Consider the following 22,870-nt stretch of genomic DNA (forward strand, 5'->3'; position numbering starts at 1 on the left):
CGGAGTGGCGAGCATGGCGTTCTACCGGCAGGTCGGGGAAGTTCCACCCAAGCGGCACACGCAGTTCCGGAAACCGGACGGCGGGCTCTACTACGAGGAGCTGATGGGCGAGGAAGGCTTCTCCTCCGACTCCTCGCTGCTGTACCACGCCGGCGTACCGTCCGCGATCGTCGACTCCCAGGTCTGGGACCTCCCGGACCTGTCCACCGTCCCGAACCACCCGCTCACCCCGCGGCACCTGAAGCTCCACGACCTCTTCACCGACACCTCCAAGGCGAACCCCGTCGAGGACCGCCGGCTTGTCCTGGGCAACGGCGACGTCCGGATCTCGTACGTCGTCGCCGAGCAGCCGTCGCCGTACTACCGCAACGGCATCGGCGACGAATGCGTGTACGTCGAGAAGGGCTCGGCCACCGTCGAGACCGTGTTCGGCGTACTGAACGCGATCCAGGGCGACTACGTGATCATTCCGCGGGCGACCACGCATCGCTGGATCCCCGGCCCGGAGGGCGTCTCGGCGTACTGCATCGAGGGCAACTCGCACATCGCACCGCCGAAGCGGTACCTGTCCCGGTACGGCCAGTTCCTCGAGCACTCGCCGTACTGCGAACGCGACCTGCACCCGACCACCGAGCCGCTGGTCGAGGAGGGCACCGACGTCGAGGTGCTGGTCAAGCACCGCGGGAACGGTGCCGGCGGCATCGTCGGCAGCCGGATGACCTACGCGACACACCCGTTCGACGTGGTCGGCTGGGACGGGTGCCTGTACCCGTACACGTTCAACGTGAGCGACTTCGAACCGATCACCGGGCGGGTGCACCAGCCGCCGCCAGTGCACCAGGTGTTCGAGGGGTACAACTTCGTGGTCTGCAACTTCGTGCCGCGGAAGGTCGACTACCACCCGCTCTCGATCCCGGTGCCGTACTACCACTCGAACGTCGACTCCGACGAGGTGATGTTCTACTGCGGCGGCGACTACGAAGCCCGGAAGGGCTCCGGGATCGGCCTCGGCTCGATCTCGCTGCATCCCGGCGGGTACGCGCACGGCCCGCAGCCGTCCGCGATCGAGGCCTCCCTCGGCGCCGAGCGCTTCGAGGAACTCGCGGTGATGGTCGACACCTTCCGCCCGCTCGAACTCGGCGAGGGCGGCCAGGCCGTCGACGACGGCGTCTACGCCTGGACCTGGGCAGGTCGGCGCAAGAACTGAGCAGTCTGTGGGATTCTTACCCGGTGAGTGAGGACGGGGACGCAACTTCACAGGTCGACGAGGTCACGCCGGACGTGGTGGTGCCGCCGGTGGATCCGGGGCAGTCGTTCGTGGTCGGGATCGACCGTGACGCGGTGCTGCGCCGGCGCGAGGTGGTCCGGACCGTCGAGCGCCGCGGCGGCTGGGTGACGGCCGCGCTCGGCGCGATCGGGATCGTCGCGGCGGTCTACGCGCTGTTCGCGTTCCCCGGCTCCGGGATGTGGCCGTTCGCGCTGCTGCTGATCGCGGCGATGATCCCGCTCCTGCTCAGTACCGTGCTGGTGTACCGCGTGCAGGCCGAGCGGCAGGCCTGGTACGACGCCAACGAGCTGCCGCCGGTCGCGATGCGGATCTCGGCGAAGGGCCTCGAGCTCGCGTGCGACGGCGCGGCGTACCCCGTCGTCCTGCCGTGGCCGACCGTCCGCGGCTTCACCCAGCACAAGCTGCTCGGTCAGTACATGCTCGACATCGCCCTGGAGCGCGGCGTGGGCGCGACCACGGCCGGCGTCCGCGGCCTCGATCAGCCGTCCGTGCGCAGCGTCGTCAAACCGAACCCACTGCTCCGCCCGACCGGCATGTTCCTGGTCAAGGCCCTCGACCAGCCGGTCCACGTCATCGACGAGGCCCTCCGCCATTTCTCCAACGGCAAGGCCGGCATCCGGCGCTAACAGGGCAGCGCGCGGTACGTGTAGCCCTGCTGGGTGAGTTTGGTGAGCGCGTGGTCGAGCGCCGCGACGGTCTGGGAGCGGTTGCCGCCGCCGTCGTGCATCAGGATGATCGCGCCGGGGCGGGCGCCGGCCAGGATCGCGTGCTCGATGCGCGCCGTACCAGGCTTCTTCCAGTCGTCGGTGTCGACGTCCCACAGCACCTGCCGCTGGTGGTACGCCGCTGCGAGCGCCGCGACCTTCGCGTTCGTGCCACCACCCGGCGGGCGCAGACACTTGGACTTCACGCCCATCGCGATCTCCTGCCGGATCTTCGCGTCCGGGAGCAGCGTCAGCGTCTTGTGGTCGTAGGTGTGGTTGCCGATGTGGTGCCCGGCGGCGCGCTCGGCGGCGATGAGTTCGGGGTACTGCGCGGCCTGGATCCCGAGCACGAAGAACGTGGCCTGGGCGTGGTGTTTGCGCAGTACCTGAAGAACTTTCGGCGTCCACTCGTGTTGCGGGCCGTCGTCGAACGTCAGGTACAGGACCTTGCCGTTGTCGGTCAGGGTCCAGTCGTCGGGCTTCGGCTTCACCGGGGGAGGCGTGGCTTCCTTGGTTTCCTTGGTTTCCTTGGTGGACGAGGGTTCACCGCGCTTCGACGTGACCGGCGTACTGAGCAGCCCGTGGTGCGGCGTGCTCGAGACGACCGGCGCGGCCGAGGTGACGGAGCGCGAGGACGGAGAGGCGGCTTGGGCGAGAACGGCACCGCAGAGCAGAGCGGCGACCAACGGCAGAAGCTTGCCGGGCGGCTTGGTCATGCGGGGCATCTTCTCGTGTTCTGGGGGCAAGGTGGTAACCGGGTCGCTTATCGTGTGCACTCGGGCCGGAGATCCCGGCTGACAAACCTTGTGAGGCGGGGCGATGACCGACAGCGGTGAGCGGACCACGATGACACGAAGGACGGTAATCGGCGGTGCGGCCGCACTGGCCGCGGCCGGGTTCCAGGCGGTTCCGGCGTACGCCGGTGGCGGCTCGGGGAGGACCGTCCGGCTGACCGTGATGGGCACCACCGACCTGCACGGCAACGTGTTCAACTGGGACTACTTCAAGAACGCCGAGTACGACGACTCCGCGCACAACGACATCGGCCTGGCGAAGGTCTCGACGCTGGTCAGCGCCGTCCGCGACCGGATCGCGGCCGACCGGCACGCGCCACGGCCGCTGCTGCTCGACGCGGGCGACACCATCCAGGGCACCCCGCTGGCGTACTACTACGCGAAGATCGAGCCGATCACCGGCGGTACGACGCACCCGATGGCGGCCGCGATGAACCGCATCGGGTACGACGCGGCGGCGCTCGGCAACCACGAGTTCAACTACGGCCTGGACATCCTACGCAGGTTCCAGCAGCAGCTGCGGTTCCCGCTGCTCGGCGCGAACGCCCAGGACTGGACGACCGGTCTGCCCGCGTTCCCGCCGTACGTGCTGAAGCGGGTGCACGTGCCGGGGGAGAAGCCGATCACGGTCGGCATCCTCGGCCTGACCAACCCGGGTATCGCGATCTGGGACAAGGCGAACGTCGAGAACAAGCTGAAGTTCGGCGGCATCGTCGAGCTCGCGCAGCAGTGGGTGCCGAAGGTCCGCGCGGCGGGTGCCGACATCGTGATCGCGTCCGTGCACTCGGGCATGGACCTGTCCTCGTCGTACGGCGACGCGCTGCCGTACCCGGAGAACGCGTCGGTGCTGATGGCCGAGACTGTTCCGGGCATCGACGCCGTACTGGTCGGCCACGCGCACCTGGAGATCCCCGAGCGGCTCGTCACGAACAAGACGAGCGGCCAGCAGGTCGTGCTCAGCGAGCCGTTGAAGTGGGGCATGCGGCTGTCGCTGTTCGACGTGGACCTGCAGAAGGTCCGCGGGCAGTGGCAGGTCGTCGGCCGGCACAGCCAGGTGCTGAACGCGAACACCGTCGACGCCGATCCGGACGTGGTGGACCTGCTGCAGAAGGACCACGACAAGGTCGTCACGTACGTCAACTCGAAGATCGGCACCTGCACCGAGGCGATGTCGGCGGCGACCGCGCCGTGGGAGGACACCGCCGCGCTGGACTTCGTGAACTTCATCCAGGCCGACGCGGTCGCGAAGGCACTCGCCGGTACGGCGCAGGCGTCGCTGCCGGTGCTGGCGATCGCGGCGCCGTTCAACCGGGCCGCTGCGATCCCGGCCGGCGACGTCTCGATCCGCGATGTCGCGGGGCTGTACGTGTTCGACAACACGCTGCTCGCGGTGACGATGACGGGTCAGCAGGTCAAGGAGTACCTGGAGTTCTCGGCGACGTACTACAAGCAGGTCACCGGCAGCGGGCCGTTCACGTCCGACCAGATCACGAACGCCCCGACGCCGACCGCGCCGAACGGTACGCCGGACTACAACTACGACATCGTCGGCGGCCTCAGCAAGCCGCTCACGTACAAGATCGACATCGCCAAGCCGGCCGGCTCCCGGATCACCGACCTCGCCTACGACGGCACGCCGGTCGCGCCCGACCAGCAGTTCGTCGTTGCGGTGAACAACTACCGCCAGTCGGGCGGCGGCAACTTCCCGCACGTGAAGACGGCCCCCGTCGTCTACAACCGGCAGGTGGAGATCCGCCAGCTGATGATCGACTACGTCACCGCGACCGGCACGGTCGACCCGAAGACGTTCCACACCGTCGACTGGTCGCTGACCTCCAACGGCACCCCGATCACCGTGACCGGTTAGTCGTCAGGCTCCGGTGCGGGCCCCGAGGGTCTTCTGGGCCTTGGTGACCGCGATTTGCGTGGCGCCCTCGATGTCTTCGGGGGCGCCCGCGATCACGGTGACCGCGAGTACGACGTCATCCACGCCGGTGGTGACCATCGTCACCTCGAGACCATCGAGCGGCCCACCAGAGGCGCTGAACCGTACGGCGACCGGGTCGGTCCCGGCCTTCGGCGGCGACACCAGGTCGACGCTGATCGGCGAGCGGCCTTCACCGGGGATGGTCAGGGTCATGCTGCGGCAGCTGGTGATCGCCTTCTTGAAGGATTGCTGCAGCGCGCGGACCGCGGCGGTCGAGCCCATCCAGTCGAGGCTCTCGTCCACGAACGGACCCTGCGAGCCACCGGAGTACGACTGGCCGGCCGATACCTTGGAACCGGGCGGGTTGTCGGCGTTGGTCAACGCGACCAGGCGGGCGCACCGCGAGTCCTTCGACGAGACAGCCACGTCAGGTCCGTCGTCACCGGTGTCCTTGTCGATCGAGAAGCCCGCCGGAAGGTCGGGCAGCGCGAGCAGCGCCTTGGTGAGCTGAGCCGCGGTCCGGGTGACCTGCACGGGCGGCGGCGCCACGGTCGGGGTCGTCGGTGCAGTCGCGGTCGTGGCGGTGGGCGTCGGCGATGGTGTTGCTGTGGTGGTGACCGAATTGGCCGGCGAAGGACCGGCTGAGCCGCCGGAGCCGCCGGAGCAGGAGGTCAGGGTGAGTACGAGCGCGGTACCGGCGATCGCGAGCGGCTTGATCATCGTGGACTCCTGATGTGCGGGCAGGGGCAGGTCGTCGCCGACCAGACTTCCCGGCACACCTGAGTTCTCGGACCCGTCTTCGGGCCTGTACCGCAACTATCGACCGGCACCCCGTGCGCGTTACGGCCTTCTCCGGATCGTGATCTCCCCGCGGTGGTCTTCAGGCGAGGGTTACACCCGCGGTTTGGAGTTCGGCCAGGGCCTGGGTGGTGGTGGGTTCGGCCACGCCGGCGGTGAGGGTGGTGAGGACTGTGGTGCCGAAGCCGGCTTTGTGGGCGTCCAGGGCGGTGGCTCGGACGCAGTAGTCGGTGGCGATGCCGCAGACGTCCACATCGGTCACGCCTTTGTCGCGGAGCCAGTCGGCCAGCGGGTGGCCGCCCTCGTGGGACTTGCCTTCGAAGCCGGAGTACGCGGCGGCATACTCGCCCTTGTCGAAGATCGCGTCGAAGGGTTGCGGGTCGAGGTTCGGGTGGAAGCTGACGCCGTCGGTGCCGGCGATGCAGTGGGGGGGCCAGGAGTGCACGAAGTCGGGCGTACGGGAGAAGTGGTCGCCCGGGTCGATGTGGTGGTCGCGGGTCGCGACGACGAACGCGTACTGCCGGTCGTCCGGCTCCGCCTCGTGCCACTGGTGCAGGAGCTCGCCGATCCGGAACGCGACATCCGCTCCGCCGGCGACGGCCAGGCTGCCGCCTTCGCAGAAGTCGTTCTGCACATCAACCACGATCAGTGCCCGGGACATCGTGCCGCTCCTTCGAGGCCGGAGTACTCCTGAGCCCACCGTACAAGCGCCGGCACCGTCAACGCTGTATCAAGCAGGAATCAGCTCGCCACCGGTCACGTGGAGGAGCTCGCCCTGAATCGATTTGGTGCGGGGCGAGGTGAGGAACAGAATCGCGTCCGCGAGTTCGGAGGCGTCGGGCAGGTGGCGGGCGGTGAAGCCGGCCGCGATGCTCTCCAGGGCGGGTTGCGGGATGACCCGGTGTGCGCCGTTGTCCAGCGTGATGCCAGGCAGTACGACGTTCACGAGTACGCCGTCCGCGCCCAGATCGTGCTGCAGGCTCGCCGCCAGCCCGTGCAGGCCCGCCTTCGCCGCGCCGTACGCCCACGCGCCGGCCATTCCGCGCTCCGCGAGGTCCGTCGAGATCAGCACCAGCCGCCCGTGCTCGGAGCGCCGCAGCGCCGGCGCGACCTGCTGCACCAGGTGGAAGTTGCCCTCGAGGTTCGCCCGGATGATCTGCGTCCACCACTCCGGCCGCGACTCCTCGATCTTCGACGGCCGTTCGTCGTACCCGAGCGTGCCCCAGCTCACCGCGTTCGCCACCACCGCATCCAGCCCGCCGAAGTGCGAGACCACCGACTCGACCGCCGCGGCGATCGACTCCGGCGCACCGAGATCCATCGGCACCGCGTACGCCGTACCACCCGCGGCCTCGATCTCCTCGAGGACCGCCTCAGCGGCGTCCTTGCGGGAGTTGTAGGTGATCGCGACACGCGCCCCTTCCTGCCCGTAGGCGATCGCGGTGGCCCGGCCGATCCCGGACGACCCACCCGTCACCAGCACTGCCGCGTCCTTGAAACCCAGGTCCATGACCCGTCCTCCTGTATATCGTTAGTCGGCTACACAAAGAACTTAGCCGACTAATAAACCAGATGCAAGCCCGGTTTCAGCGATGCATGTGCTGACAGTTATCGTGTGACGGCGTATTGTCACCAGGTCGCGGGGGTTCGCACATGAAGAAGGCTGTTCTGGCGGTTGTCGCTGCTGGTGCCGTGGTTGCTGCGGCGCTGGTGCCGGCCGGGCCGAGTGTGCAGGCGGCGACCGGGGCGGCAGCGGCGCGGAGCGCGCCGCGGGGGTTCGGGTCGGCGTTGTCGTCGGTGCAGTCGCCGAGCTGGCAGACGAACGCGAGTGTCAACGCGCTCGCCGTCGCCGGGGACCTCGTGTTCGCCGGCGGTCTGTTCACCCGGATCCGCCCGCCGGGCAAGGCCCGCGGCGTGGGTGATGCGGCCCGGAAGTACTTCGCGGTCTTCAACCGGACCACCGGTGCACCGACCCGGTTCGCGCCGAGTGTGAACGGCCCGGTGTGGGCCGTCGCGACATCGCCCAACGGCCGGTGGGTAGTGATCGGCGGGGACTTCACCGTCGTCGACGGAGTGCCGCGGTCGCGGATCGCGATGTTCAACGTTGCCACCGGCAAGCTCGTGGCCGGCTGGGACCCGGTGGTCAACTACCGGGTCGCCGCGCTCAAGCTGACCGACAGCACGGTCTACCTCGGCGGTTCGTTCGGCGCGGTCGACAAGGTTGCCCGCGGCAACGTCGCGGCGGTCAGCCTGAGTACCGGCGCGCTGCTGCCGTGGGACCCGGACGCGGACGACGACGTGCACGCGATCGAGCTGTCCACCGACGGGGCCCGGGTCTTCGTCGGCGGCGGGTTCAACGAGATCGGTGGTCGCTACTCGCACGCGCTCGCGATGCTGAACACCTCCGACGGGTCCGCGTTCGACATGCCGGCCGCCGCCGCGATCCCGGAGCAGACGCGGGCCTGCGACAGCCGCGTGAAGGACCTGGAAGTCCAAGGGAACAAGGTGTTCGCGTCCAACGCCGGCTCCGGTGTCGGCTGCTACGACGGTGTGCTCGCCGCCGACGCCCGGACCGGGAAGCTGATCTGGCAGAGCCACTGCCTGGGCGCGACCGAGGCGATCAAGGCGATCGGCAACTGGCTGTACAAGGGCTCGCACGCCCACGACTGCAGCGCCGACGGCGAGTTCCACGACAAGACCGGTATGCACCACCTGCTCGTCTACAGCACGCTCACCGGCAAACTCGGCCCGTGGAACCCGAACACCGACGCCGGCGGTACGACACTGGTCGGCCCGCTGGCGTTCGCGTCCGGGGGCAACGACCTGTGGGCCGGCGGCGACTTCACCCAGGTGAACGGCGTACCGCAGGAAGGGCTGACCCGATTCACCAACGCACCGGGCGGCGCCGCACCGGCCCGGCCCGCGGCGCCGAAGGTGGCGAGCGCACGGCCGAACAAGGTGACGATCGCCTTCAGTCCCGTGCTAGACCGCGACAACATGACGCTCACATACTTCGTCTACCGCGGCAACACCCGGATCGGCACCTGGTCCCGTACGTCGAACTCGTGGACGAAACCGACCGTCACCTCGGTCACCGACGCCGGCCTGACCAGTGGCCAAAAGCTCTCGTACCACGTCGAGGTCAGCGACGGCCGCAACGTCTCCAAGGGCCCGCCAGCCACCGTCAAGGTCCGCTGACAGATAATCGTCGGGTGACGGGTCCCGAGCAGCTGGCGGTTGTGGGTGCGGGGCTCGGGGCGGGGATTCTGACGTCGACGGTCGGCGTCGCGTCGTTGCTGAGTTTCCCGGTGCTGATCGCGTTGGGGATCCCGCCGGTGGTCGCGAACGCGTCGAACACGCTCGGTCTGCTGCCCGGCGCTCTGAGCGGCGTGTTCGGTTACCGGCGCGAGATCCGCGAGGTGCCGCAGCGGCAGGTCATCGTCGTCGTACTGGTCTGCGCCATCGGAGCGATCGGTGGCGCCGCCCTGCTGCTGGCGCTCCCGTCGAAGGTTTTCGCGGCGGCGGCGCCCTGGTTGATCCTCTTCACCTGCCTGGTCGTCGGCGTTCAGCCGTGGATCTCCCGCTGGCTGCGCGCCCGCACCGATCACCCGCACGACCTCCGCCGATCGATGTCCCCGGCAACAATTCTCGGGACGACGTTGACCGGCGTGTACGGCGGGTACTTCGGTGCCGGTGCCGGCGTGATGATGATGGCTGTTCTCGGTCTCGGCCTGGACCTCGAGCTGCGGGTGGTCAACGGGCTGAAGACCCTGGCACTGCTGGCCGCCAACCTGGTCGCCGGCGTCATCTTCCTGTTCATCGCCGACCTCAACCTCCGAGCGGCCGCCCTACTCGCCGCCGGCTCGATCGTCGGCGGCTACGCCGGCGCCCATATCGGCCGCCGCCTCCCCGCGACGTTCCTGCGCATCCTCATCGTCCTGGCAGGCATCACAGCAGCGGTGCTGATGCTCTAGATGTGCTGCGCGACAGCGCCGATGGCGATCACCAGGCAGATGATCCCGTTGAGGTACGGATGGCTCGCCAGCACCGCGACGAACTCACGGATCGTTGCTGTCGGCCAGTAGTACGCGGCGGTGGGCGAGCCGACCACCTGGCCGTTGACCCGGGCCTTGCGGGCGGTCAGGGCGGCGCGGAACGCGTGGAAGTTGTTCGTGACGATCAAGCACCGGTACGACGGAAGCAACTCGACCATCAGGTCGCGGCTGAAGGTCAGGTTCTCCCAGGTGGTCGTGGACTTGTCCTCGCGGATGATCCGGTCGTTCGGTACGCCGCGCTCGACGAGGTACGCCGCCATCGCCTGCGACTCCGGTACGTCCTCTCCAGGCCCCTGGCCGCCCGACGTCACGATCCGCGGTGAGCGTCCGCGGCGAACAGCTCGCTCGTACACCTGCTTCGCCCGGTCGAGCCGGCTCGCCAGCAGCGGCGGCACGCGCGATCCGATCAGCCCCGCCCCGAGGACGACGACGAAGTCGACCTTCCGCGACGACCGGACCCGGCTGTAGACGAACGCGTACACCAGAAAGCACAGGAACAGGAATGACATGTAGGTGAGTACGCCGAGCAGCACCGACCGGACCGCGGCCAGCGGCTCCCATCCGATCTGCTGCACGAGCACGCTGAAGATCACGAACCCGATGATCCCGAGCCCGACCAGCAGCGAGAGCAGGTTTGAAAGCCGCCGGCGTTCGCGGCGCAGCATCGTGACGCCGTTGATCACCAGGAACACCGCGAGGACGCCGATCGCCACCGGGATCGCGATCACGATCACCCACACCAGCGCGACCGCGACCGGTCTGCTCACGGTCTCGACCGTGAAGATCACGCCGAGCCCCGCGAACATCAGCGCCAGGACCAGGAAGATCCCGTTCTTGAACATCCGCCGGTCGCGCAGGAAGCTGACGCCGAAGATCAGGAACCAGAAGGCGGCGATACCGAACGAGATGACCATCGGGCGCCATCAAACCATGCTCCGTCGCCCAGCCGGTGGAGGCTCGGGTGGTGGCCGGTGGATGGACGGCCTGAGGCCGATTCGGCGCCGGTGTGCGAGGCTGCGGGAATGACGACGAACTGGGCCGGAAACGTCGAGTTCGCGAGTGAGCTGCAGCGGCCACGCACGGTCGGGGAACTGCAGGAACTCGTGGCGCGATCCGAGAAGCTGCGCGTGCTCGGCACCGGGCATTCCTTCAACCGCATCGCCGATACGACCGGGACGCTGGCCAGCGTGCAGGACCTGCCGCAGCTGATCGAGGTCGGGCAGGGCGGCGTGACCGTGTCGGCCGGGACAAGGTACGGCGAGGTCACCGCCGCGCTGCAGGCGCACGGCCTCGCGCTGCACAACCTCGGGTCGCTGCCGCACATCTCGGTCGCCGGGGCCTGCGCGACCGGTACGCACGGTTCTGGCGACACGAACGGCCCGCTCGCGGACGCGGTCAGCGCGATCACGTTCGTGAACGCCGACGGCGAGCTGGTCACGCTGGCCCGCGACGACGCCGACTTCGCGGGGTCGGTCGTCTCGCTCGGCGCGCTCGGGGTGACGGTCAGCCTCACGCTCGACGTCCAGCCGTCGTACCAAATCAGCCAGGTCGTGTACGACGCGTTGCCGGTGGGCCGGCTGCAGTCGGACTTCGCGGACGTGATGGGCAGCGCGTACAGCGTGAGCGCGTTCACCGACTGGGTGGACCCGGACGTGATGGTGTGGCGCAAACGCCGCGAGCTGACCGAGCCCGACCAGGAGTGGCTCGGCGCGCGGCTCGCGGACGGTGCGCGGCACCCGATCAAGGTGATGCCGGCCGACTACGCGACCCAGCAGGGCGGCGTGCCCGGCCCGTGGAACGAGCGGCTCCCGCACTTCCGGCTCGAGTTCACGCCGAGCAACGGCGACGAGCTGCAGTCGGAGTTCTTCGTACCGCGGGAGCGGGCGGCCGAGGCGGTCGACGTACTGCGGACGCTCGGCAAGCGGTTCGCGCCGGTGATCCAGGTGTCCGAGGTCCGGACGATCGCCGCCGACGACCTGTGGCTGAGCCCGAGCCAGGGCCGCGACACGGTCGCCCTGCACTTCACCTGGATCCAGGACGAGGCAGCCGTCCGGCCGGTCGTCGCCGAGCTGGAGGAGGCGCTCGCCCCGCTGGACGCCCGCCCGCACTGGGGCAAGGTGTTCGCGGCCGACGCGGCCACGCTCGCGGAGCGCTACCCGAAGGTGAAGGACTTCATCGCGCTCGCGGCGAAGTACGACCCGGCCGGCAAGTTCCGCAACGAGTACCTGGACACGTTCCTGCCGCGCTAGAGCTGAGTTAGAGCTGATGCACGTCCTCGAGGGTCGAGGTGATCTTCCAGAGCAGGTTGCGGACGATCCGGCGGTCCTCGGGGGACAGGTTCGCGAGCGCGCGGCGGCCGGCCCGGTCGTAGACCTCCTGGACGGTGTGGGCGAGTTCGACGCCGCGGTCGGTCAGCTCGATGCCGACCTGCCGCGCGTCGGTCGCGCTCTTCACCCGCCGGACCAAGCCCGCCGCCTCCATCCGCTGGGTGGTCTTGGTCGCCGTCGGCACCTCGACGTCGAGCACCTTCGCGAGCCTTGCCACCGGCAACGATCCGTGGTGCAGCAGCTTCGCGAGCACGAGCTCCTGGCCGGTGTGCAGCTCGGTACCGGCCAGCTCCTCGGCCACCGCCTTCCGCGACGCCCGTTCGGCGAACCGCAGCGCGATCAGTACGTCGGCCTCGTCAGCCGGCGCATCGGGCGACCAGTCCTCGCTCACGTATGACTCCGCGGGAGGAACGGGTTGCGCGCGTCGTAGTCACCGACGTACTCGGTCGGGATCGCGGGTTCGCCGCGGCTCAGCTGGCTGGCGTAGCGAGGGAGCTCGTCGCGAACCTTTTGGTGATGGGCCTGCGACTCGGCGGGCGTCGTCCGGCCGATGATCTTGCCGCCCTCGACCAGCGGCTTCAGCAGCACCCGGTCGTCACCGTCGTCGACCGGCTGATCGCCGACGCCGATCAGTTCGAGTTCCGCGACTCCGTCCGGGGTCCTGCGGCGCAGCGCCCACTTTCGCCCGCCGATCGAGATCTTGTCCGGGCTCTTCTTCGCCACCGGTACCAGTGCGCCGCTCGCGTCCTCGCGGGCGACCAGCTTGTACACGAACCCGCAGGTCGGGTAGCCGGAGCCGGTGACCAGCGACGTACCGACGCCGTAGCCGTCGACGGGCGCGGGAGCGAGCGCGGCGATCTGGAACTCGTCCAGGTCGCTGGTGACGATGATCCGGGTCTTGCTCGCGCCCAGCGTGTCGAGCTGCTCGCGGACCTGCCCGGCCAGCGACGGCAGGTCGCCGGAGTCGAGTCGGACCGCGCCCAGTTCCGGGCCGGTCAGCTCGATCGCGGCGCGGACCGCCTCCGCGACGTCGTAGGTGTCGACGAGCAGCGTCGTACCCTTCCCGAGCGCGTCGACCTGGGAGCGAAACGCGTCCTGCTCGCGGTCGTGCAGCAGCGTGAACGAGTGCGCCGCCGTACCGGTGCTGGGGATGCCGTAGCGGCGGGCCGCCTCCAGGTTCGAGGTGGCGCCGAAGCCGGCGATGTACGCCGCCAGCGCCGAGGCGACCGCGGCCTCCTCGTGGGTCCGCCGGGAACCCATCTCGATACAGGGCCGCCCACCGGCCCACCAGGTCATCCGGGACGCCGCCGACGCGACCGCGGAATCGTGGTTCAGGATCGACAAGAAAACGGTTTCCAGCAGCACCGCCTCGGCGAACGACGACTCCACCACGAGCACCGGCGAGCCCGGGAAGAAGATCTCGCCGTCGGCGTAACCGGAGATGTCACCGGTGAACCGGTAGTCGGCCAGCCAGTCCCGGGTAGCCTGGTCGACGATGCCACGATCGGCCAGGAAGGCGATCGTCTGCTCGTCGAACCGGAACTGCTCGAGCGCGTCCAGCAGCCGGTTGACACCGGCGACCACGCCGTAGCGCCGGCCGTCGGGCAGCCGGCGGGCGAACAGCTCGAACACCGAGCGGCGCTCCGCCGTGCCGTCGGCCAGGGCGGCCTGCAGCATGGTCAGCTCGTAATGGTCGGTCAACAGGGCCGTCGAGTGGGTCACAGGTGCAGCCTATTGCGAGACGGGAACCGATGATGGAGAGAATGGACAGGTGAGCACCGCACCGAGCGAGCTGGAGAGCCCCGAGGTCGACGAGGCGATCGAGCTGAGCCCACCCTGGGTGACGATCGTCTGGAACGACCCGGTCAACCTGATGGACTACGTCACCTTCGTCTTCCAGACGTACTTCGGCTACTCCAAGCAGAAGGCGGAGAAGCTGATGATGCAGGTGCACTCCGAGGGCAAGTCGGCGGTGTCGAACGGCAACCGGGAAGCGATGGAACGCGACGTGGAAGCGATGCACTCCTACGGCCTGTGGGCCACCTGCGAGAAGTCGTGACGCGGTTCCGCAAGCGCCGTAAGACCGTCGTGGTCAGTTTCGCCGAGCACGAGGCCGACATCCTGGCGAACCTGCTCCGGAACCTGGTCGAGCTGCTGTACGACGGACTGCCGCCGCGCACCACCGCGTCCGCGGACCCGCTCGAGGCGCTGCTCAGCGACACCGACGGGCCGACCTCGCCGCCCGAGGACGTCGTACTGCAGCGCTTGCTGCCGGACGCGTACAAGCAGGACGACATGGCCTCGGCGGAGTTCCGCCGGTTCACCGAGCGGGGGCTGCGCGAGGGGAAGGTCTCCGACGCCAAGCGGGTGCTGTCCGCGCTGGAGGAGTCCGGCGCCGACGAGATCGCGCTGGAACCGGACGAGCAGCTGTCCTGGTTGCGCGCGCTGAACGACCTGCGGCTGGCGATCGGGACGCGCCTCGACATCAAGGACGAGGACGACTACGCCATCTGGGAGAAGCTCGACGAGGACGACCCGCGGCGGCTGACCTACGACCTGTACGACTGGCTCGGGTACCTGCAGTCCGCCCTCCTGCACAACATGCGCTGACCGTAGGGTTGGCCGCATGGAGATGCGGCGGCTCGGGCGGACCGGGCGGGATGTTGGTGTGGTCGGGCTCGGGGCATGGCAGCTCGGGGCGGACTGGGGTTCGGTGGACGAGAGCGACGCGCTCGCCGTACTGCGGGCTGCGATCGAGGGCGGCGTGACGTTCATCGACACCGCGGACGTGTACGGCGACGGGCGGTCGGAACGGCTCGTCGGCCAGGTACTCAAGTCGTACGACGGGCTGACCGTGGCGACCAAGATGGGTCGCCGAGTGGATCAGGTGCCGGAGAACTACACGGCAGAGAACTTCCGCGCCTGGAACGACCGCTCCCGGCAGAACCTCGGCGTGGACACGATCGACCTGGTGCAGCTGCACTGCCCGCCGACGCCGGTCTACTCCAACGACGCGGTCTTCGACGCGCTCGACGCGATGGTCGACGAGGGCCGGATCGCGGCGTACGGCGTCAGCGTCGAGACCTGCGCCGAGGCGCTGACCGCGATCGCCCGCCCGAACGTGGCGACGGTCCAGATCATCCTGAACGCCTTCCGTCTGAAGCCTCTCGACGAGGTCCTGCCCGCCGCGCGGGAAGCCGGCGTGGGCATCATCGCCCGCGTCCCGCTGGCCAGCGGCCTGCTGTCGGGCAAGTACGACGAACACACCACGTTCGGCCCCGACGACCACCGAACGTACAACCGTCACGGCGAGGCTTTCGACGTCGGCGAGACGTTCTCCGGCGTACCGTTCGAGACCGGCCTGGAAGCCGTCCGCCGCCTGATGCCCTGGCTCCCGGCCGGCACCACGATGGCCCAGTTCGCCCTCCGCTGGATCCTCGACCAGCCCGGCGTCTCGGTCGTGATCCCGGGCGCCCGCAATCCCCAGCAGGTGGCCGGCAACGTGTCCGCCGCCGACCTCGATCCGTTGACGCCTGACCGCCTGGACGCTGTCCGACAGACGTACGACGAGCTGATCAGGCCGGAGATCCACGACCGCTGGTAACGCACTGTCCGCATTGTGGACCGACTCCGTGGTTGGCGGGGCGGCGCGCCCCGCGCCCGTACCGTGGAGGCGTGCTGGTGATTGAGAAGGCGACGTACGACGCGATCGTGGCGCATGCCCGGAAGGACCATCCGGACGAGGCGTGCGGGGTCGTGGCGGGCCCTGAGGGTAGCGACCGGGCGACCCGGTTCGTCCCGATGCTGAACGCTGCCATGTCGCCGACGTTCTACGAGTTCGACTCGGGTGACCTGCTCCGGCTCTACAAGGAGATGGACGAGCGCGACGAGGAGCCGGTGGTGATCTACCACTCGCACACCGCCACCGAGGCGTACCCGTCGCGGACCGACATCAACCTCGCCCAGGAGCCGGGCGCGCACTACGTGCTGGTGTCGACGCGCGACGGCGCGCACGACCCGGCGTACGACGGGCCGGTCGAGTTCCGCTCGTACCGGATCGTCGGCGGCGAGGTCACGGAAGAAGAAGTACGCGTGGTGGGTTCCTATACAGAAACACTCGAAGGAGAAGACTGAGATGGCGATCGAGCTGCGCGTGCCGACGATCCTGCGCACCTACACCGGCGGCGCGAAGGCGGTCACCGGCGACGGTGCGGACCTGGCCGCGTTCATCGACGACGTGAACGGCAACCACCCGGGCCTGAAGGAGCGGATCGTCGAGGGCGACCCCGAAGAACTGCGCCGGTTCGTCAACGTCTACGTGAACGACGAGGACGTCCGGTTCACCGGCGGCCTGAAGACCGAGGTCAAGGACGGCGACGTCGTCGTCGTACTGCCCGCGGTCGCGGGTGGCTCGGTAAGCGTCGTCTGATGCGTTTCGACAGCCTGCTCGACTCGGTCGGCGGTACGCCGCTGGTCGGGCTGCCCAAGCTGTCGCCGTCGGCCGACGTCCGGCTCTGGGCGAAGCTCGAGGACCACAACCCGACCGGTTCGATCAAGGACCGGGCGGCGTTGCGGATGCTCCTCGACGCCGAGAAGGACGGCCGGCTGCGGCCCGGCAACACGATCCTCGAGCCGACGTCGGGCAACACCGGCATCTCGCTGGCGATGGCGGCCAAGCTCCGCGGCTACCGGATGGTCTGCGTGATGCCGGAGAACACCTCCGAGGAGCGCCGGCAGATCCTGCGGATGTGGGGCGTCGAGATCATCTCGTCGCCGGCCGCGGGTGGGTCCAACGAAGCGGTCCGGGTCGCCAAGCAGGTCGCGGAGGACCACCCGGACTGGGTGATGCTCTACCAGTACGGCAACCCGTCGAACGCGCGCGCCCACTACGACGGCACCGCGCGCGAGATCCTCGAGGACCTCCCCTCGGTGACGCACTTCGTTGCCGGGCTCGGCACCACCGGCACGCTGATGGGCGCCGGGCGGTTCTTCCGCGAGCACAAGCCGGACGTTCGCATTGTCGCCGCCGAACCGCGGTACGGCGAACTCGTCTACGGCCTGCGCAACCTCGACGAGGGCTTCGTCCCCGAGCTGTACGACGCGACGTTGATCGACGCGCGCTTCTCGGTCGGGCCGCGCGACGCGGTCCGCCGGGTGCGCGAACTGCTCGACAACGAGGGCATCTTCGCCGGCATCTCCACCGGCGCGATCCTGCACGCGGCACTCGGCCAGGCGGCCAAATGTGTCCGCGAAGGCGAGCCGGCCGACATCGCGTTCGTGGTCGCGGACGGTGGCTGGAAATACCTGTCCACCGGCGCCTACGAAGGCACGATCGACGAGGCGGAAGACCGTCTCGAAGGTCAATTGTGGGCTTAAGGCAACTTACGGTTCCTTGAACAGGACCCGGCGGCCGAGTCGGGGGTGGACGCCGCGTCCCTTGCAGCTGTTGCAGGGGCGCTGGGCGTAGCTGAAGAGGCTGCCGTGGTGCCGGCCGGCACCTTTGCACCTGTTGCACTTGGCATTCGGGTGCAGCGACAGCGAGACGACGTACAGTGCGACGATCGCCATCAGCAGCAACAGCAGCAGACCGGTCGGCCCGATGGACGACGCGATGCTCGCGGCTGTGCTGTTGTTCGGCTCCGGTTGCGGAGTTGGTGCGGGGGTGGCGACGAGCGCCACCGCGAGGTGATGCGTCAGCTCCATGGCATCACGAGGGGCGGTCCAGCAAACATCGCTCCAGAGTGGCCTGCATCACGCGAAAACGCAATTCCATAACGTAAAGATGTGGACAACCCCGGCGTGTCGTTGCCGTCGCTCAGGTAAGCCTCCACTTCGGATCTGCCCGCAGGCGGACCCGTATAAGCTCTTCCCGTGGCTGACGCACCGGTGGGGATCTTCGACTCAGGCTTCGGCGGACTCACGGTCGCCCGCGCGGTGCTCGACCAGTTGCCGCACGAACCGATCCTGTATCTCGGCGACACCGCCCGCCAGCCGTACGGTCCGAAGCCGATCGCCGAGGTCCGCGAGTACGCGCTGGAGTCCCTGGACCATCTCGTCGAGGCCGGCGTGAAGATGCTCGTGATCGCCTGCAACTCGGCGAGTGCCGCGATGCTGCGGGACGCCCGCGAGCGGTACGACGTACCTGTCGTCGAGGTGATCCTGCCGGCCGCCCGGCGGGCCGTCGCAGCGACCCGGAACCAGCGCGTCGGCGTGATCTGCACGCGGGCGACCGCGCAATCGCTTGCCTATGAGGACGGTTTCGCGGCCGCGCCGCAGGTCGAGCTGTTCACCCGCGCGTGCCCGAAGTTCGTCGACTTCGTCGAGTCGGGCGTGACGTCCGGTCCGGAGCTGCTCGAGGCCGCGCACGAATACCTGGACCCGCTGGTCGAGGCGGGCGTCGACACGTTGATCCTCGGCTGCACGCACTACCCGTTGCTCACCGGCGTGATCTCGTACGTGATGGGCGACAACGTCACGCTGGTCAGCAGCGCGGAGGAGTGCGCCAAGGACGTGTACTCCGTGCTCACCAAGGCCGACCTGTTGCGCCCCGACAACCTGCCGGCGCCGGAGCACCGCTTCGTCACCACCGGCAACCCGGCCGAGTTCGCCGCGATCGGCTCCCGCTTCCTGGGCCCGGCCCTGGCGAATGTGGACCAGTTCGCCTGGGTCCGCTGAACCTGTGACGCAGGTCGCACCGGACCGTTGTCCAGGGCACCGGTCGTCCTGCGCGGTGCTGGACTCGCCGGTAATGTTCGAAGTATGAAGCTCACCGTGATCGGTTGCTCCGGGTCGGTTCCCGGGCCGGACTCGGCCGCCTCGAGCTATCTGGTCACGGCCGACGGGTTCAACCTGGTGCTGGACCTCGGCAGTGGTGCGCTCGGTTCGCTCCAACGGCATCTCGCGGTGCCGGAGATCGGCGCGATCGGCCTGTCCCATCTGCATCCGGACCACTGCATGGATCTGTGCGGGCTGTACGTCGCGGCGCGGTACGCGCCCGGCGCGCCGATCCCGCGGATCCCCGTCTTCGGTCCGCCCGGGACGGCCGAGCGGATGGCGCTCGCGTACGACCTGCCGCTGGATCCCGGGATGGAGGAGGAGCTGGAATTCCATACCTGGCAGGACGTTCAGCAGATCGGGCCGTTCACGATCCGCACCGCGGCGATGATCCACCCGGTACCGGCGTACGCGATCCGCGTTGAGCACGGAAACACCTCGCTCGTCTACACCGGCGACACCGGCCCGAACGACGCGCTGATCCAGCTCGCCCGCGGCGCCGACGTACTGCTGTCCGAGGCCGCGCTCCCGGACAACGACCCGCACAATCCGGTCGACCTGCACCTGACCCCCTCCGACGCCGGCGAACACGCGAAGAAGGCCGGCGTGAAACGGCTCGTCATCACCCACGTCCCACCCTGGTACGACCGCGTCACCCAGGCCGAAAACGCCCGCCGCACTTTCCCCGGTCCCGTCGAAATCGCCACCCCCCATGCCGTTTACGACATCTGACGGCGTGCCGCTCCGGCCCGTCGGAGTTGCAGTCCATGGAACGGTCCGCGCAGGACATCGACGAGCTGCGCGCGCACTTCGGTCATGAGCGGATCGTCGTCCTCGGGCACTCGTTCGGCGCCTCGCTGGCGATGACGTACGCCGCGTCGTACGGCGATCACGTCGCCGGCGTCGTGTACCTCGATGGCGTCGGTGTCGGCGACTGGCGGACGGCGTACCACGAGGAACGGGCGCGCCGGATCACGCCCCACCAGGACGCCCGCCTGGAGGACCTGACGGGCCGGCCACGGACGCGGGCCGAGGAGATCGAGTTCCGTGCGCTGTCGTGGTTCACCGACCATGCGGACCGCGAGCGTGCGATGGAGTGGGCGTACGCGAGCGCTTCCGTCGACCTGCCGATCAACTTCGCGGCCAACCGTGCGCTGGGGGCCGTCGGGCGTGCGAGCGACGAGGAGTTGAAGGCGAGCGCGGCGACGATCCGCAGTAGACAAATCCTGATTCTGAGATCTACTCTCAAATTTGAGTTGATCTCAGAAAGGCGTTTGTCATGCTGGATCCACGGCGGTGGTGGGCTCTGGGGGCGATGTCGGTCAGCCTGATCGTGATCGGGCTGGATCTGACGGTGCTGAACGTCGCGTTGCCGACGCTGGCGACCGATCTGAAGGCGTCGACGAGTCAGCTGCAGTGGTTCGCGAACGCGTACACGCTGGTGCTCGCCTCGCTGCTGTTGCCGGCCGGGCTGCTCGGGGACCGGTTCGGGCCGAAGCGGCTGATGCTCGGCGCACTGGTGGTCTTCGGGCTGGCATCGGCTGCGTGTGCGTTCGCGCAGACGCCGGGGCAGTTGATCGCGGCCCGCGCCGCGCTGGGGATCGGATCGGCGTTCCTGATCCCGCTGTCGATGTCGCTGCTGAACATCCTGTTCGCGCCCGAGGAACGGCAGCGGGCGATGACGATCTGGCTGATGGCGAACTCGATCGGCATCCCGCTCGGCCCGGTGCTCGGCGGCTGGTTGCTCGATCACTACCGCTGGGGTTCGGTCTTCCTGATCAACCTGCCACTGGTCGCGATCGGACTCGTCGCCGTCGCGCTGCTGATCCCGAGGACGGCCGGCCACCGGTCGCGGCGGATCGACGGACCGGGGATCCTGCTGACCGCGGCCGGGCTGGTCGCGTTGACGTACGGGTTCATTGCGGCGGGGGAGCACGGATGGGGCTCGGCATGGACGCTTGGCGGGATCGCGGGCGGTCTGCTGTTCCTGGTCGCGTTCTGGGCGTGGGCCCGGCGTACGGCGGACCCGTTGATCGAGCTGTCCTTGTTCCGGTCGGCGGGGTTCACCTGGGGCACGGTGCTCGCGACGCTGGCGTCGTTCGCGCTGGTGGGATTGCTGTTCGTCCTGCCGCAACTGTTCCAGGCCGTGCAGGGCGCGGACGCGTTCCAGGCCGGGCTGCGGTTGCTGCCGATCATCGGCGGCATGCTGCTCGGCGCGAAGATCGCGGAGCGGCTGGTCGAGAAGGCCGGTACGCGCGTGTCGGTCGTGATCGGATTCGGGCTGATGCTCGCCGGGCTAGTACTCGGCGCGTTCACGAAGGTCGACGACGGGTACGGATTCACCGCGATCTGGGTCAGCTTGGTCGGAGTCAGCATCGGGTTCACGTTGCCGCCGATGAACGGGCTCGCGCTCGCGGCGCTACCGCTGGACCGGAGCGGTTCGGGGTCCGCGCTGATCCAGGCCTGCCGGCAGGTCGGCGGCACGCTCGGTGTCGCGATCCTCGGTACGGTGCTGAATGCGGCCTACCGCAGTCACCTCGACGTGACCGGACTCCCGCCGGCGGCTGCGCACGTCGCGCGGGACAGTGCCTCCGCCGCGATCGCACTCGGTTCGCCGGGGCTGGCCCGGTCCGCTCGCGCCGCGTTCGTCGACGGGATGGACGTCACGCTCTGGGCGTGCAGCGGGCTCGCGGTCGTGTCGATCGTGCTCGCGCTGGCATTCCTGCCACGCCGTACCGACGCGGTCCCGCGGGAAGCAGTCACAATCGACCTATGAGCGGTTTGCGCGAACGGAAGAAGGCGAAGACCCGGGCGGCGATCCAGGAGCACGCGCTGCGCCTGTTCCGGGACCAGGGGTACGCCGAGACGACGGTCCAGGAGATCGCCGCCGCCGCCGAGGTCTCGCCGGCCACCTTCTTCCGGTACTTCCCGACCAAGGAGGACACGATCGTCTTCGACCGCCTGGATCCGTTGATGATCGAGCTCTTCCGCGGTCAACCGGCCGGCCTGCACCCGACCGAGGCGCTGCGGGCCGCGATCCGGCAGAGCCTGGACGTGCTGAGCGAGGACGAATGGGCGCTGGAGTCGCAGCGGCAGCGGCTCGTGATGAGCGTGCCGGAGCTGCGGGCCCGGATGCTCGACCAGCTGTACAGCGGCATCGATCTGCTCGCCGAGCTCGCCGCCGAGCGCACCGGCCGCTCCGCCGACGACTTCGCGGTCCGCGCCTGGGCGGGCGCGGTCGTCGGCGTGGTGATGGCGACGTACCAGTTCCTGGCCCTGGACGCGCCGCTCGCGGAGTACCTGAAGACGATGGACCAGGCCTTCGACGAGTTGGCCAAGCTCTCGTTGGAGCCTCACGCCACTTGAGCGCTGACGGGTTCCAGTACCGTGTCGCCGGGCCGGAGCCCGAACGCGGCAGCCGCCGAGCCGCCGCGGATCACCAGTTCGGTGAAGTTGTTGCCGGAGCTGCCCGGCACCAGGCCAGGGGTGTTGCGGGGGACGGCGGTCAGGTGCGGGTAGCAGGTCACGTCCACGATCGTCGTACTGCCGTCATCGTTGCGCTGGGCAACGGGTAGCGAGCGGCCGGGGATCAGGTCGAGACGCCGGTCGAGCTTGCAGTTGCCGAAGTTGTCGACGTGCGCGACCACCGGCTCTGCGTCGACCGGTTGAGGTACGGCGGTCTCCGTGGACGGGACGCTGCGGCCGTCGGCGACCCATTTCGCCAGCAGGGGCAGGTACCACAGGCTGCGGAACTGCGTACCGGCGATCTTCTCGACGTCGGCCGGGTCGAACCCGGCGGCGGAGACCGCCTCGCGGATGTCGGTCACGTGGACGTTCTGGATGCCGAGCTCACGCCGTACCAGGGAAAGCACGCGGGCGTTGAAGGTGCTGGCTATCAGGTGCTTGCCGTACCAGAAGAAGCAGAACGGTACGCCGTTCGGCCAGACGCCGTCGCGCGGCGCGATGTTCACCAGCGTGATGGTCGGATGGCCTTCCTCGCCGAGCAGCGCCAGCGACTCCAGGCAATCGAGCAGGGTGAGCGCGGCGAACGATTCCGGATCGGGTCCGTCGGCCGCGACGATCGTCGGGGACTGGCCGAAGAGCGCGCCGATCCGGATGCTGAGTCTGGCGCGGGCGTTACCGTCGTGGCAGTCGGTGATGTACGTGATCATGTGGCACTCCAGGTGGTTGCAGCTGTCTCGG

General features: G+C 68.9%; 26 protein-coding genes. 17 read left to right on the forward strand and 9 right to left on the reverse strand.

Annotated features, from left to right (window positions below; translation table 11 throughout):
* The first annotated feature begins 13 nt into the window (after positions 1–13).
* Together FB475_RS24215 and FB475_RS24220 are read left to right on the forward strand one after the other, a co-directional pair.
* Positions 14–1,207 (forward strand): homogentisate 1,2-dioxygenase, encoded by a 1,194-nt coding sequence (locus FB475_RS24215; protein WP_141858858.1) that lies wholly within the window; start codon positions 14–16, stop codon positions 1,205–1,207.
* A gap of 23 nt (positions 1,208–1,230) precedes the next feature.
* Positions 1,231–1,914, forward strand: a complete 684-nt coding sequence (locus tag FB475_RS24220) for a hypothetical protein (RefSeq protein ID WP_238332379.1) — start codon at positions 1,231–1,233, stop codon at positions 1,912–1,914.
* On the opposite strand, the gene FB475_RS24225 is transcribed toward FB475_RS24220, so the two are convergent.
* Positions 1,911–2,708 carry a polysaccharide deacetylase family protein gene (locus FB475_RS24225; protein ID WP_141858859.1) on the reverse strand — a complete coding sequence of 266 codons (798 nt, stop codon included), beginning with the start codon at positions 2,706–2,708 and terminating at the stop codon, positions 1,911–1,913. The genes FB475_RS24220 and FB475_RS24225 overlap by 4 nt on opposite strands.
* Before the next feature lie 103 nt (positions 2,709–2,811).
* On the opposite strand from FB475_RS24225, the gene FB475_RS24230 reads away from it, so the two are divergent.
* Positions 2,812–4,653, forward strand: coding sequence for a bifunctional metallophosphatase/5'-nucleotidase (locus FB475_RS24230; RefSeq protein ID WP_141858860.1), 1,842 nt, complete (start codon positions 2,812–2,814; stop codon positions 4,651–4,653).
* Positions 4,654–4,656: 3 nt separating this feature from the next.
* Here the strand turns inward: FB475_RS24230 and FB475_RS24235 are convergent, their stop codons facing one another.
* From FB475_RS24235 to FB475_RS24245, 3 genes are all read right to left on the reverse strand, one after another.
* The gene (locus FB475_RS24235; protein WP_141858861.1) at positions 4,657–5,490 is read right to left on the reverse strand and encodes a hypothetical protein; all 834 of its coding nucleotides are present in this window, start codon (positions 5,488–5,490) and stop codon (positions 4,657–4,659) included.
* Positions 5,491–5,593: 103 nt separating this feature from the next.
* A complete protein-coding gene (locus FB475_RS24240) occupies positions 5,594–6,172 on the reverse strand; it encodes a nicotinamidase (RefSeq protein WP_141858862.1) in 579 nt (192 codons plus the stop codon).
* A 69-nt stretch (positions 6,173–6,241) separates the two neighbouring features.
* Complete coding sequence (locus tag FB475_RS24245) at positions 6,242–7,021, reverse strand: SDR family NAD(P)-dependent oxidoreductase (RefSeq protein WP_141858863.1); 780 nt, start codon at positions 7,019–7,021, stop codon at positions 6,242–6,244.
* 143 nt (positions 7,022–7,164) lie between these two features.
* On the opposite strand from FB475_RS24245, the gene FB475_RS24250 reads away from it, so the two are divergent.
* Positions 7,165–8,709: a WD40 repeat domain-containing protein gene (locus FB475_RS24250; RefSeq protein ID WP_141858864.1), complete on the forward strand. Its 1,545-nt coding sequence runs from the start codon at positions 7,165–7,167 to the stop codon at positions 8,707–8,709.
* Between the two features lie 14 nt (positions 8,710–8,723).
* On the forward strand, positions 8,724–9,485 hold the full coding sequence (locus FB475_RS24255) for a sulfite exporter TauE/SafE family protein (RefSeq protein WP_141858865.1): 762 nt from the start codon (positions 8,724–8,726) through the stop codon (positions 9,483–9,485).
* On the opposite strand, the gene FB475_RS24260 is transcribed toward FB475_RS24255, so the two are convergent.
* The gene (locus FB475_RS24260) at positions 9,482–10,480 is read right to left on the reverse strand and encodes a YdcF family protein (protein WP_141858866.1); all 999 of its coding nucleotides are present in this window, start codon (positions 10,478–10,480) and stop codon (positions 9,482–9,484) included. The genes FB475_RS24255 and FB475_RS24260 overlap by 4 nt on opposite strands.
* Positions 10,481–10,588: 108 nt before the next feature.
* Between FB475_RS24260 and FB475_RS24265 the strand changes: the two genes are divergently transcribed.
* Entirely contained in the window at positions 10,589–11,815 is a 1,227-nt protein-coding gene (locus tag FB475_RS24265; RefSeq protein WP_141858867.1) for a D-arabinono-1,4-lactone oxidase, read from the forward strand.
* A 7-nt stretch (positions 11,816–11,822) separates the two neighbouring features.
* On the opposite strand, the gene FB475_RS24270 is transcribed toward FB475_RS24265, so the two are convergent.
* Positions 11,823–12,284 carry a MarR family winged helix-turn-helix transcriptional regulator gene (locus FB475_RS24270; protein WP_141858868.1) on the reverse strand — a complete coding sequence of 154 codons (462 nt, stop codon included), beginning with the start codon at positions 12,282–12,284 and terminating at the stop codon, positions 11,823–11,825.
* Positions 12,281–13,570 (reverse strand): nicotinate phosphoribosyltransferase, encoded by a 1,290-nt coding sequence (locus FB475_RS24275; protein ID WP_238332463.1) that lies wholly within the window; start codon positions 13,568–13,570, stop codon positions 12,281–12,283. Before FB475_RS24275 ends, FB475_RS24270 begins: the two co-directional genes overlap by 4 nt.
* 94 nt (positions 13,571–13,664) lie before the next feature.
* Between FB475_RS24275 and clpS the strand changes: the two genes are divergently transcribed.
* From clpS to FB475_RS24305, 6 genes are all read left to right on the forward strand, one after another.
* Positions 13,665–13,952, forward strand: a complete 288-nt coding sequence (gene clpS / locus FB475_RS24280; RefSeq protein ID WP_141858870.1) for an ATP-dependent Clp protease adapter ClpS — start codon at positions 13,665–13,667, stop codon at positions 13,950–13,952.
* Positions 13,949–14,503 carry a DUF2017 domain-containing protein gene (locus tag FB475_RS24285; RefSeq protein WP_141858871.1) on the forward strand — a complete coding sequence of 185 codons (555 nt, stop codon included), beginning with the start codon at positions 13,949–13,951 and terminating at the stop codon, positions 14,501–14,503. The genes clpS and FB475_RS24285 overlap by 4 nt, the downstream gene beginning before the upstream one ends.
* A 16-nt stretch (positions 14,504–14,519) precedes the next feature.
* Positions 14,520–15,497 (forward strand): aldo/keto reductase, encoded by a 978-nt coding sequence (locus FB475_RS24290; RefSeq protein ID WP_141858872.1) that lies wholly within the window; start codon positions 14,520–14,522, stop codon positions 15,495–15,497.
* A gap of 71 nt (positions 15,498–15,568) precedes the next feature.
* Positions 15,569–16,027, forward strand: coding sequence for a M67 family metallopeptidase (locus tag FB475_RS24295; protein WP_141858873.1), 459 nt, complete (start codon positions 15,569–15,571; stop codon positions 16,025–16,027).
* A 1-nt stretch (position 16,028) separates the two neighbouring features.
* Complete coding sequence (locus FB475_RS24300; RefSeq protein ID WP_141858874.1) at positions 16,029–16,322, forward strand: MoaD/ThiS family protein; 294 nt, start codon at positions 16,029–16,031, stop codon at positions 16,320–16,322.
* Positions 16,322–17,269, forward strand: coding sequence for a PLP-dependent cysteine synthase family protein (locus FB475_RS24305; RefSeq protein WP_141858875.1), 948 nt, complete (start codon positions 16,322–16,324; stop codon positions 17,267–17,269). The genes FB475_RS24300 and FB475_RS24305 overlap by 1 nt, the downstream gene beginning before the upstream one ends.
* A 6-nt stretch (positions 17,270–17,275) precedes the next feature.
* On the opposite strand, the gene FB475_RS24310 is transcribed toward FB475_RS24305, so the two are convergent.
* A complete protein-coding gene (locus tag FB475_RS24310; protein WP_141858876.1) occupies positions 17,276–17,596 on the reverse strand; it encodes a hypothetical protein in 321 nt (106 codons plus the stop codon).
* Between the two features lie 168 nt (positions 17,597–17,764).
* On the opposite strand from FB475_RS24310, the gene murI reads away from it, so the two are divergent.
* The 5 genes from murI (at position 17,765) to FB475_RS24335 (ending at position 22,033) form a co-directional block, all read left to right on the forward strand.
* Positions 17,765–18,568 carry a glutamate racemase gene (gene murI, locus FB475_RS24315; RefSeq protein ID WP_141858877.1) on the forward strand — a complete coding sequence of 268 codons (804 nt, stop codon included), beginning with the start codon at positions 17,765–17,767 and terminating at the stop codon, positions 18,566–18,568.
* Positions 18,569–18,652: 84 nt separating this feature from the next.
* On the forward strand, positions 18,653–19,399 hold the full coding sequence (locus FB475_RS24320) for an MBL fold metallo-hydrolase (protein ID WP_141858878.1): 747 nt from the start codon (positions 18,653–18,655) through the stop codon (positions 19,397–19,399).
* A gap of 35 nt (positions 19,400–19,434) precedes the next feature.
* Complete coding sequence (locus tag FB475_RS24325; protein ID WP_141858879.1) at positions 19,435–19,998, forward strand: alpha/beta fold hydrolase; 564 nt, start codon at positions 19,435–19,437, stop codon at positions 19,996–19,998.
* Complete coding sequence (locus tag FB475_RS24330) at positions 19,947–21,443, forward strand: DHA2 family efflux MFS transporter permease subunit (protein ID WP_141858880.1); 1,497 nt, start codon at positions 19,947–19,949, stop codon at positions 21,441–21,443. The genes FB475_RS24325 and FB475_RS24330 overlap by 52 nt, the downstream gene beginning before the upstream one ends.
* Positions 21,440–22,033: an acyl-CoA-like ligand-binding transcription factor gene (locus FB475_RS24335; RefSeq protein ID WP_141858881.1), complete on the forward strand. Its 594-nt coding sequence runs from the start codon at positions 21,440–21,442 to the stop codon at positions 22,031–22,033. Before FB475_RS24330 ends, FB475_RS24335 begins: the two co-directional genes overlap by 4 nt.
* On the opposite strand, the gene FB475_RS24340 is transcribed toward FB475_RS24335, so the two are convergent.
* On the reverse strand, positions 22,021–22,839 hold the full coding sequence (locus FB475_RS24340; protein ID WP_141858882.1) for an SAM hydroxide adenosyltransferase: 819 nt from the start codon (positions 22,837–22,839) through the stop codon (positions 22,021–22,023). The genes FB475_RS24335 and FB475_RS24340 overlap by 13 nt on opposite strands.
* Between the last annotated feature and the right edge of the window lie 31 nt (positions 22,840–22,870).

The sequence above is a fragment of the Kribbella jejuensis genome (genome assembly GCF_006715085.1).
Lineage (GTDB): Bacteria > Actinomycetota > Actinomycetes > Propionibacteriales > Kribbellaceae > Kribbella > Kribbella jejuensis.